Source organism: Jiangella ureilytica (genome assembly GCF_004348545.1).
GTDB classification, from domain to species: domain Bacteria; phylum Actinomycetota; class Actinomycetes; order Jiangellales; family Jiangellaceae; genus Jiangella; species Jiangella ureilytica.
This window is the reverse complement of the sequence record NZ_SMKL01000122.1, coordinates 1-10,160: the sequence shown is the minus strand read 5'-3', so window position 1 is coordinate 10,160 and position 10,160 is coordinate 1. Positions and strand designations below refer to the sequence as shown.

Below are 10,160 nucleotides of genomic sequence, written 5' to 3'. Positions count from 1 at the left end.
CCGCCTGCACGGCGAGATCGGGCTGATCCCACCGACCGAACACGAGGACAACCACTACCATCACAACCCCGCGCCGACACGCGTCGCCGCGGCACATCACAGCCTCCACTGAACCCGGGGCGAGACACTTCGGGCACCCCGAACCGGGCCAGCGCCTGCGCGAACGCCAGACACACCGCCCGCCCCGTCGCCCGTTCCACCACGCGCGCGATCACACAGAACCGGGAATGATCATCCACCGCGGTGACCACCTTGGCCTCGCGCAGCTCCCCGGTCACGGTGTTCACCAGCCAGATCCCGCCGACGATGTCCATCTGCCACAACTGCATCGGACCCGGCCGTTCCCACCGCACGAACGAGTCCCGGGGCCGCTTCCGCGGCCTCGGCGTCACCAGACCCTGCCTGCGCAGGATCCGGTTGATCGTCGCCGTCGACGGCACCACCAGCCCCTCGACCGGGCGGCGCAGCAACTCCATCCGGATCCGCTTCGCACCCCACCGCGGATGCGAGCGGCGCATCTCCGCCACCACGATCTCCACCACCGTCGCCACCTGATGCGGACACTCCCTCGGCCGATGCGACCGATCCGCCAACCCGGCGATGCCCTCGGACAGATACCGGCCGATCCAGGTATGCACCGACTGCCGCGACACCCCGGCCCGCACGGCCACCTCGACCACGCTCGCCCCGGCCAGCACCGCCCGCACCGCGTCCAACCGCTGCTCGACAACCGACAACACAACCAGCGCCAATCCCGGCCTCCCGCCACGACGATGCCCGCGGAACATCGTCCACAACGACGGCCGATACGCGGCCGGGTGTCAAGCATCAACTGATACGCGACTGTCAAGCACCACCCGCGACAGGACACCCGCTGCCGCAGGTGTGATCCGGTGCCTGATGTGCGACAGATTTCCGTCGGGTGATCTGCGACGGGCTAGGAGTCTGGGACTACCCCGGGCCGGCCAACACACGGATCCGCCGATGAGCGTGCTTAGGGACCGACGGTCTCCACGTCGAAGCCAGCCCATCGCCACGCACGAGTCACGTCACCCACGACACGTTCGCGGACGTCCTCTGGGATGCAACGCAGGTAGAGCGCGAACCCTCGTGGCGCAAGCGCCTCCGCGTCAATATCGAGCGTCACGGGGCCCCTGACGTACTCCATGCCGCTCCGCCCGAGAGCGCGAACCTTGAACCCATCTGATGAGCGGATCCATGGTCCGTCTTGCTCAAACGATTCCGGCGAGGCCACGCCCAAACCCTAACGTCGATCGCCCGACGCGCTCGGGAGATGCACTCTCTTACCGCGATACGGCTCGACTGTCGCAGATCAACTGGCGGACGAGAGTCGCGCATCAGCCGACGGAGCACACACCCGCTGCCGCAGGGCTTGATGAGAACCTTCCTTACTCCGTCAAGGCGGCTCGCTGGCGCTCGCCGCAGCCGCCCTCCCCCGGCTGCGCCGGGCGTGCGGCCTAGCTGTTCTGTCCACGGAGGTTGGGCACGAGGTCTGCTGGTGACATGCCGCCGAGTGCGGTGTGGCCGCGGTGGTGATTGTAGGTGTGGAGCCAGTCGGCGAAGAGGGCTGTTCGCTGTGTCTCGGACGTGTAGGGGCGGGCGTAGGCCCATTCCTCGAGCATCGTGCGGTTGAACCTCTCCACCTTCCCGTTGGTCTGCGGGCGGTAGGGCCGGGTTCGCTTGTGGGCGATGTCCTCGCCAAGGGCGTTGGCGAAGAGGCGTGAGCGGTAGCAGGAGCCATTGTCGGTCAGCACTCGTTTCACCGTGATCCCGACAGCGTTGAAGTAGGCGTTGGCGCGCAGCCAGAACCCGGCGGCGGTCTCCTTACGCTCGTCGGTGAGCAGCTCGCTGTAGCCGAGCCGGGTGTGATCATCCACGGCGTTGTGGATGTACCAATAGCCCATCCCACGATGCCGATCCCGCTTGCCACGCGCACGTCCCAAGACCTTGTGACCGCCACCGTCAGGGATCCGCCCGAGCTTCTTGATATCGACGTGGACCAGGTCGCCGGGTGCTTCATGGGTGTAGGCGTTGACGTTCCGACGCATGCCCTTGATCCGCACTCCGGTGGCCGGATCGGTCCACGCCAGCGGCGGGCAGCTGTAGCGGCGCAGGATCTTGTGCACGGTCGAGACGTTCATCCGCAACCGGTAGGCGATCCGGGCCGGTCCCCATCGTCGCGACACCCGCAGCCCGACTACCCGGCGTTCCACCCGCGTGGGTGTGCGCCGCGGCGAGACCCGCGGCCTGGAGGACCGGTCGACCAGGCCGGCCCGGCCATGGGCGCGGTAGCGGTCGACCCACCGCTTCACGGTCGTGACCGAGCAGTTCCAGCGTTCCGCGACGCGGCGCAGCGTCCAGCCCTTGTCCACGACCAGCTGCGCCAGACGCAGCCGACCGGCAGGGGTCAGACAGGCATTAGCGTGGGACACGAAGACCTCCGTTGGTGGGAGCAGTGGTTGCGTGGTTGCTCCACAAGCCACCCGGAGGTCTTCGTCATCGTCCAGCAGGCACGCCGTTCCTAACGTCCGTGGTCAGTACACCTAGCGGCCGTTCCGGGCGCACCGTACGGGCGGCGCACACGCAGATAGGCCGGTGACGAGTGAAGATCGCAACGTCCTCGTCACGGGCCTGGTGATCCGACAACACTGGTGGATGGCCGGCGGATCGGGCGCCAGTGAACCACGACGCCGCAACGACCCGCATCCGGTTCGCCGTCACTAGCTCGATCCGTCCACACGAGCTGGGTGGGTCGGGCCGTCCCCCTCATGCCGCGAATTGTCCGGCCTCCACTCCGCGAGTCAAGGGCGCTCCGCTGCGCTCCGCGTCACTGCGTGATCGAGCAAGCTCGACCCTTGACTAGCTCCACTCCGGCCTAGAGGCGGCAGTTATGAGGGGATGGCGCAGAGTGGCGAACGGGCGGGGCCGGGGCGAGTCCCAGCCTTGTGGGAAGGATCTTGTCGGCCCGGTCGACGAGCTGACCGTCAACACCCAGAGGCGAGTAGCCGAGGTAGTCGGCCAGGTCGACCAGCTCCCGCGCGGGATCGGACCCGAACAGGTAGACCTCGGCCATGTAGGCGAGCACATCCGGGGAGCTGTACTCGTCACGTCGGGCGGTGTCAGCGACGGCGGCGAGCTGGGCAGCCATGGCGAGCGTTTCGGCGGCGGTCATGTCGAGATCGAAGACCCGTTCCTGCCCGGCCGGGGCAAAGTGGAGCCGGATCACGGGCGAGGCGTTCTCACGACGCTCCGCCAGGACGTAGCCGGTGGTGTCGTCGACGACGTAGGACCACGTGATGGTGGACGGTCGACGCGGTATGTTCCGCATGGGTTCTCTCCTGCTCTGATCAGGTGGGGCCAAGTCCCCGGCCGCGTGTTCCAGCACCGGCGGGGGGCGCAACGGGATGAGGCCAAGCAAGGAGCCAGGTCGACCCCGCGCAGGCCTCTGAACCCATGGTTTGGCCCATGGAAATCAGTCGACGGCGAGGCGAACGGTAGAGAGACGCCGAGGTGTCTTCCGCCGCATCGATGCAGGCCAAAGCGCCGAGAGCGAGAAGACGAGAGACAACCAGAGGGCCGGACGCCTAATCAGAGGGATCCTGGTTCGAGTCCAGGTGCGGGAGCCACACCTCGAGTACCCGGTCAGCCGGGAATGACGCCGAAGCCGACCTCGTTGCCCTCGGGGTCGCGGAAGACCGCCTTACGGACGTCGTTCGGATACTCCTCCCACTGCACCGGCTCGATCCCGCGTTCGGCGATCTGCGCGACCTGAGCGTCGAGGTCGTCGACCATGATGGCCAGGACGGCGTGGCCGCCGTGCTCGGGGTGCTGCTTGATGTAGAGCCACCGGTGGTCGGCGAGCTGCCACACCGCCTCGGTCTCCGTGGCGAGGAAGGTCGGCTCGGAGCCGAGCAGCCGCACGTACCACGGCTGCACCGCCGCGTAGTCACGGACATAGATCCCGGCGAACAGGTCGAGCGACACGATGAGTCCTCCAGATCGAGAGGGACAGGGCGTTCAGCACGTCAGACCGGCCGAGCCGCCCGAACTCATCGCCCGACGAACCCTTCACCGGAGCTCGCGGCCGTGCAGACGCAGGCGTTGTCGCCGTCCTGATCGGCGATGAACGGTGTCCGACGGCCCTGGCGGTCGTCGACGACGTTGCCGCCGGCCGTGACGGCGGCGGCGATGCTGCTCGGCCACATCAGGAGCCACCCTGACGTCGATGTGGAAGCGCACTGCCGCGGCGTCTCGTGCTCGTCGGGTGTCCTGGAACCACAAGTTCGGCACACCCGGCCCAGCATGTCGGGGACGTCGTCGCTGACGGTACCCCGGCCCAGGCGTCGGTGCCGCCGGTCCGCAGCGCCGGGCGCTCACCGCGGTGCGGAACCGGATGCCGGTGCCGGATCCGGCGGAGGAGGCGGCGGCGTCGGGAACCGGGGCACGGCGCCGGCCAGCGGGTCGACGCCGCGGCGCTGGACGGCGAACAGCCCGGCCCAGACCAGCCCGAACACCGCGACGCCGACGGCGACCAGGGCGACCGGCGCCGTCGTCGCCTGTGCCGTCGCCAGGACGGCGATGGCCGCGGCCAGCGCGGCGTCGATGGTCGCCACCACCGTCGGTGTGGTGACGAGGAAGTGGTTCCTCCCCGTCGCGGCCGTGAGCGGGCCGAGCGAATAGCTGATCTCCAGCCCCAGCCGGTCGTCGTGCGGACTGGCGCTGAAGTACGGCCGCAGCCCCGGCTCCAGCCGCAGGTAGGCGTGGCGCAGCCGGTTCATCGCGAGGACGGTCAGCTTCTCGTCCCGGTTGATCTGCACCAGCCGCAGGAACGTCGTCACGCCCAGGAACAGCGCGACCGCCAGCACCACGATGGTCAGCGCCGCGGCTCGGCCCGAGAACCCGGTGGCGTCGGCGAGGAACGCCGAGGCGACCATGGCCGCGGACAACACCGTCAGGAAGACCGAGGTGCGTTGCTGCGCCTCGTTCAGCAGGGCACCGCGAGCGCTGAGCAGGCTCCAGTGCTCGGCCGAGACGATCGCCGCCGCGGCCGGGCCGAGTGCCTGCCCGGCCGCGCCGGCAGCCGGCCCGGCCGCGGCGTCGGAAGATGGGTCTGCCGTCATGACGACCTAGCGTCGCACGGGGTAGCGCAGGTGCAGCGCCCGCCGTCCCTGGACGACCTCCGGATCCTCGAGCAGCTGGTGCCCGCCCTCGAGCGCGCCGAAGTACGGCTTCCCCTCGCCGAACAGCACCGGCACCAGGCTGACGCACACCTCGTCGAGGAGCCCGAGCGCCAGTGCCTGCTGCGTGACGTTCGCGCTGGCGATCGTGACGTCCTTGTCGCCGGCGATCTCCTTGGCCTTCGCGACCGCCGCCTCGACGCCGTCGACGAAGGTCGTCGTGGGCCACCTCTCGGCGGCGTTCTCGGGCCGGCGGTGCGTGACCACGACGACGGGCGAGCCGCCGGGGTGCTTGTCGCCCCAGCCGTCGGCGATGTCGAACAGCCGCCGGCCCGAGATGAGCGCACCGACGCCCTCGGTCAGGTCGCGCAGCATGGTGGCGCTCGCTTCGTCGACGGCGAACCTCACCGTCTCGTTGGGATTCTCGACGTTCACCTCGCCGGCCTCGTACCACTCGAACAGCTCGCCGATCCCGTCGTCGGGCTGCGCGATGTAGCCGTCGAGCGACATCGTCATGTGGCTGAGAACCTTTCCCATCGGGGGTCTCCCTTCGTCTCCTTGCTGTCCTTCGTACCGACTCGGCAGGACGGTGACACTCATCGCGGCAGGCGGGACCAGAGGTCGCAGCGGTGGTCGGCGGCGAGCGGCGTCGGGGCGATGCCGCTGGTGGAGAGCCCGAGCACGGTGCCGGTCGCGCCGAACTCGGCCCAGTGCGGGCGGCCGGGGCCGTTCGGATCGCCGGAGTGGGCGAACGCCGTCCAGTAGTCGATCATCGTCGCCGACAGCCTTTCCTGCTCGGACGTGAGCGGCGGGTACGGATTCCGGGCCAGGTCCAGGTCCCACAGGTAGGACAGGTCCAGGCCGTGGAACGCGCCCATCGGGAAGCCCTCCTCGACCACGCCGCTGTCCTCGGCGAACTCGTAGGCGTACACCGGCTGGTGGACGGCGGCAGCTGCGGCCGTGCGCAGCACCGGGCACACGCCGATCGAGCCGCCCCAGTCGCCGAGCACCGTCGCGATCGCGAGGGCCGGGGTGTCGTAGTCCTCGATCGGATAGGCCTCGAACACGGCGTCCGCCTCGTCACCGAAAGTGTCGGTGAGCCGGCTGCGGTAGTCGTCCGCCGTCACCGGCCTGCCCACGACGAAGGCACGCATCTCGTCGCTGGTGCCGCCGATCAGGAGCGGGACCCGCGCGGCCGTTCCGTCGCGCAGGGCGTCGGCCGGTTGCCTCGGCAGCAGCGGCGTCCCGGCGACGGGGTTCCACGGGCGGTCCGCCACCCGTGCGTTCATCTGCCTGCCGACACCCGCCAGGGCGTCGAGAAGGCGGGCCGGAGGGACGGCGCGAAGGCAGGCCGCCACGTCGGCGGCCGAACCGCAGCCGAGGACGTCGACGGCCTGGGCGCCGAACGCCTGCGCCTCGGCTAGCGACGGCACCGCATTGTCGCAGGCGCCGCTCTGTGTGATCGCCCGGTGGAACAGGCCGCGCGAACCCGGCGAGGCGAGGTGGGCACAGACGGAGCGGGCACCGGCGGACTGGCCGGCCAGCGTGACGTTGCCGGGGTCGCCACCGAACCGAGCCGCGTTGCGACGCACCCAGCTCAGCACGGCCGCCTGGTCCATGAGTCCGTAGTTGCCACCCGCGGAGTCGAGCGCCGGGGCGGACAGGAACCCGAGCGCGCCGAGCCGGTAGCTGGGCGTCACGACGATGACGTCGCCGGCGGCGGCGAACCGGGCGGCGCCGACCTCGCGGGCACCGCCGGAGGTGAAGCCGCCGCCGAACAGCCACACCAGCACCGGCAACCGCTCGCCGCGCTCGACGGTCGTGGGCACGGTGACGTCGAGGTACAGGCAGTCCTCCTGTCCGACGATCCCCGTGACGCTGTTGCCCTGGGGGCAGAACGGGCTCGGCGTCGTGGCGTCGCGGACGCCGTGCCAGGGCCGCGGCCGGACCGGCGGCTGCCAGCGCCGCTCCCCCACCGGCGGCGCCGCGTACGGGATGCCCGAGTAGGTGACGTGGTCGCCGGCGACGCTGCCGCGCAGCCAGCCGGAGTCGACCCGGACGACGCCGGAGCCCGTTGACCCGACGGCTGGAGCGGGCAGGCGGGGCTGGGCCGACGCGGAGGCGGACGCGGCGACGAGGGAGGTGATGGCGACGGCGGCGGTCGTGGTCAGGGCGAGGGTGAGCGTGCGCAGCGACATGCCGGCCAGTCTCGGCGGCCGCGGCCGCCGCGGCGTCCGCCGAGCGGACCGACTTCCTCTACGTCAGATCGCGTACTCCCCTACGTCGAACCGCGTAGCGCTTGTCCCGCCGTCCTGCCCTCAGGTGCGCGGCGCGAAGGCGTCGGCGGCCGCCTGGATCCGTGCGAGATAGGTACGCCAGGTCTCGGCGTCGCCCAGCTCGTCGTGGTCGGGACCGCCCCGGCCGTCGATGAGCTCGCGCACGATGTCGGCGTGGCCGGCGTGCTGCGCGGTCTCGGAGAGCATGCGGATCAGCAGGACGCCCAGCGTGGTGTCGGCGCGCTCGGCCGGCCAGTGCGGCACCCGCCCCGGTGCGTCGAGCTCGAGCTCCTGCACGGTGCGGTCGCCGTGCTCGCACGCGCGCCGGTAGAGGCCGAGGATGTACTCGCTGGACTGGTCGGGTGTGACCCACATGTCGGCGCCGTCCCAGACCGAGCCGTCCTCTTCCCAGGCCAGCGTCTCGGGCGGTGGCCGGCCGAACGACGTGCCGAGGTAGACGTACTCGCCGCCGGCGAGGTGCTTGACCAGCCCGAGCAGGTTGGTGCCCGTGGGCGTGAGCGGCCGGCGCATGTCGTACTCGCTCAGCCCGTCGAGTCTCGACAGCAGTCCGGCGCGCACCAGCTGCAGTTTGCGGTGCAGCTCCGCTTTCACATCCGCCATGTCCCCACCCAAGCACCCGCCACCGACAACTCGGCAGAATCGGGTGGGTGATCGCATGGGACCAGGTCGGATACGGCGTCCGCGTCGAGTGGGGCCCGGCGGGTGCGGCACGGCTCGCCCCGCACGTCGCCTGCCTGGTCGTGGTCGACGTGCTGTCGTTCACCACGGCGGTGTCGGTGGCGGCCGAGGCCGGCACGACGGTGTATCCGTACGCCTGGCGCGACGAGACGGCGGCGGCCTACGCGGACACCGTCGGCGCGCGGCTGGCCGTGGGTCGCAGGGCCGCGGACCGGCACTCGCCGTGGTCGCTCTCGCCGGCGGCGCTGCGGGCGGCCCCGCCGACCCCGCGGCTGGTGCTGCCGTCGCCCAACGGGTCGGCCATCGCCGCCGCGGCGCGCGACTCCCGTCCGGAGGTCGCCGTCGTCGCGGGCTGCCTGCGCAACGCGGCGGCGGTCGGGCGGTGGCTGACGGCGTCCGGCTACGGCACCGCGGACCGGCCGGTCGCCGTCATTCCCGCTGGCGAGGCCTGGCCCGACGGCCGCCTGCGCCCGGCGCTGGAGGACCTGCTCGGCGCGGGCGCGATCGTCGCTGCCATGACCAGCGCGGACCCGTCCCCCGAGGCGAGAGCCGCCCATGCCGCCGTCGATGCCGTCGGCGACCTGCCCGCCGCCCTCCGCGAGTGCGCGTCCGGTCGCGAGCTGATCGACGACGGCTTCCCCGAGGACGTCGCCATCGCGGCCGAGCGCGACGTCACCGACGTCGTCCCGGTGCTCACCGGAGGCGCGTTCAGTCCGGCGTGACCTCGCGCAGCGCATCGGCGAGCAGGTCCAGCCCGGGCGGCACGTCGGCCGCCTCGATGGCCCCGTAACCGAGCACGAGCCCGGCCGGCCCGCCCGGCGCCGTCGCGTACCGGCCGAGGGTCTCGACGGCGACCCCTGCGGCCCGCGCCCGCCCGGCCACGGCGGCCCCGGTGGCGTCGTCGCCGGAGCGCAGCAGCGCGCACACGTGCAGCCCGGCCGCCGACGGGACCGCCTCGAGATACGGCGCGAGCACGCCGCCGAGCCCGGCCAGCAGCGCCGACCGCCGCCGCGCGTACACCTTCGCCGTCCGCCGGATGTGCCGCGCCAGCCGGCCCTCGTCCATGAACCGGGCCAGGGCGGCCTGGGTCGCGACCGGTCCCTGCCCGTCGGCCAGCCGGCGGGCGGTACGGACGGCATCGCGGAGAGTGGGCGGCACGACGACGTAGCCGAGCCGCAGCCCGGGCAGCAGCGTCTTCGAGAACGTCCCCGCGTAGACGACGCGGCCGCCGTCGTCGAGCGTGTGCAGCGGCTCGAGCGGCCGGTCGGCGAAGCGGTACTCGCTGTCGTAGTCGTCCTCGAACACCGCGGCGTCGTGCGCGCCGGCCCAGGCCAGCAGCTCGCGCCGGCGCGGCAGCGACATCGCGACCCCGAGCGGGAACTGGTGCGACGGCGTCACGTAGACCAGCCGTGCCGTTCGCGGCAGGCGCGCGACCACCAGCCCGTCGCCGTCGACGGGCACGCCCACCACGCGGGCGCCGTGCGCCGCGAACACGTCGCGCGCGGGCGGGTAGCCGGGCTCCTCGACGGCGACGACGTCGCCGGGAGCGATCAGTACGCGCGCGACGAGGTCGAGCGCCTGCTGCGCGCCGTTGGTCACGACGACGTCGTCGGCCGCGGCCCGTACCGACCGGGCGTAGCCGACGTAGCGGGCGATCGCGTCGCGCAGCCCCGGATGCCCGGCGGACTCGGCGTCACCGGCCGGCTCGCCACCGGGCCGCGACCGCGCGTCGCCGCGAGGCCGCCACTCAGCCGCGACGAGCCGCCGCCAGGTGTCGTACGGGAACAGCCGGGTGTCCGGCACGCCGACCTGGAAGTCGTACCGCGCGGGAGGTCGCACTGCTGGCCGCCATGAGGCGCGGTCCCAGCCCGGCCGCGGCCGCAGTCCCTGGCCCGCCGTGGCGCCGGCCGCCGCCGGACCGGCCGCCGCCGGACCGGCCGCCGCGGACGCCGTCGCCGAGTCGCTCACGAACGTCCCCGCCCCGGCC

Annotated in this window: 11 protein-coding genes; 1 reads left to right on the top strand and 10 read right to left on the bottom strand. The window is 71.9% G+C overall.

The annotated features are described in order from the left end of the window. From E1212_RS28360 to E1212_RS28320, 9 genes are all read right to left on the bottom strand, one after another. A partial coding sequence (locus tag E1212_RS28360) for a helix-turn-helix domain-containing protein (RefSeq protein ID WP_203417360.1) occupies positions 1-752 on the bottom strand: 752 nt, incomplete at its 3' end. A gap of 726 nt (positions 753-1,478) precedes the next feature. Next, positions 1,479-2,453: an IS481 family transposase gene (locus E1212_RS28355; RefSeq protein ID WP_131988782.1), complete on the bottom strand. Its 975-nt coding sequence runs from the start codon at positions 2,451-2,453 to the stop codon at positions 1,479-1,481. A gap of 443 nt (positions 2,454-2,896) precedes the next feature. After that, positions 2,897-3,349 (bottom strand): hypothetical protein, encoded by a 453-nt coding sequence (locus E1212_RS28350; protein ID WP_131988780.1) that lies wholly within the window; start codon positions 3,347-3,349, stop codon positions 2,897-2,899. Between the two features lie 314 nt (positions 3,350-3,663). Next, a complete protein-coding gene (locus tag E1212_RS28345; RefSeq protein ID WP_131988778.1) occupies positions 3,664-4,005 on the bottom strand; it encodes a VOC family protein in 342 nt (113 codons plus the stop codon). 65 nt (positions 4,006-4,070) lie between these two features. Continuing rightward, the gene (locus tag E1212_RS29765; protein WP_162605667.1) at positions 4,071-4,226 is read right to left on the bottom strand and encodes a hypothetical protein; all 156 of its coding nucleotides are present in this window, start codon (positions 4,224-4,226) and stop codon (positions 4,071-4,073) included. Positions 4,227-4,394: 168 nt separating this feature from the next. Then, a complete protein-coding gene (locus E1212_RS28340; RefSeq protein ID WP_162605666.1) occupies positions 4,395-5,141 on the bottom strand; it encodes a hypothetical protein in 747 nt (248 codons plus the stop codon). Between the two features lie 6 nt (positions 5,142-5,147). After that, positions 5,148-5,735, bottom strand: coding sequence for a dihydrofolate reductase family protein (locus E1212_RS28330; protein ID WP_131988774.1), 588 nt, complete (start codon positions 5,733-5,735; stop codon positions 5,148-5,150). A gap of 59 nt (positions 5,736-5,794) precedes the next feature. Continuing rightward, on the bottom strand, positions 5,795-7,396 hold the full coding sequence (locus tag E1212_RS28325; RefSeq protein ID WP_131988772.1) for a carboxylesterase/lipase family protein: 1,602 nt from the start codon (positions 7,394-7,396) through the stop codon (positions 5,795-5,797). 120 nt (positions 7,397-7,516) lie between these two features. Continuing rightward, complete coding sequence (locus E1212_RS28320) at positions 7,517-8,095, bottom strand: DinB family protein (RefSeq protein WP_131988770.1); 579 nt, start codon at positions 8,093-8,095, stop codon at positions 7,517-7,519. 47 nt (positions 8,096-8,142) lie between these two features. Between E1212_RS28320 and E1212_RS28315 the strand changes: the two genes are divergently transcribed. Further along, positions 8,143-8,895, top strand: a complete 753-nt coding sequence (locus E1212_RS28315) for a 2-phosphosulfolactate phosphatase (protein WP_131988768.1) — start codon at positions 8,143-8,145, stop codon at positions 8,893-8,895. On the opposite strand, the gene pdxR is transcribed toward E1212_RS28315, so the two are convergent. Then, a partial coding sequence (gene pdxR / locus E1212_RS28310) for a MocR-like pyridoxine biosynthesis transcription factor PdxR (RefSeq protein ID WP_131988766.1) occupies positions 8,882-10,160 on the bottom strand: 1,279 nt, incomplete at its 5' end. The two genes, E1212_RS28315 and pdxR, sit on opposite strands and share 14 nt — an antisense overlap.

Coding starts and splice junctions, on each gene's coding strand:
- E1212_RS28350 (WP_131988780.1), bottom strand. CDS start 3,349: ATGCGGAACATACCGCGTCGACCGTCCACCATCACGTGGTCCTACGTC.
- E1212_RS29765 (WP_162605667.1), bottom strand. CDS start 4,226: ATGTGGCCGAGCAGCATCGCCGCCGCCGTCACGGCCGGCGGCAACGTC.
- E1212_RS28340 (WP_162605666.1), bottom strand. CDS start 5,141: ATGACGGCAGACCCATCTTCCGACGCCGCGGCCGGGCCGGCTGCCGGC.
- E1212_RS28330 (WP_131988774.1), bottom strand. CDS start 5,735: ATGGGAAAGGTTCTCAGCCACATGACGATGTCGCTCGACGGCTACATC.
- E1212_RS28325 (WP_131988772.1), bottom strand. CDS start 7,396: ATGTCGCTGCGCACGCTCACCCTCGCCCTGACCACGACCGCCGCCGTC.
- E1212_RS28320 (WP_131988770.1), bottom strand. CDS start 8,095: ATGGCGGATGTGAAAGCGGAGCTGCACCGCAAACTGCAGCTGGTGCGC.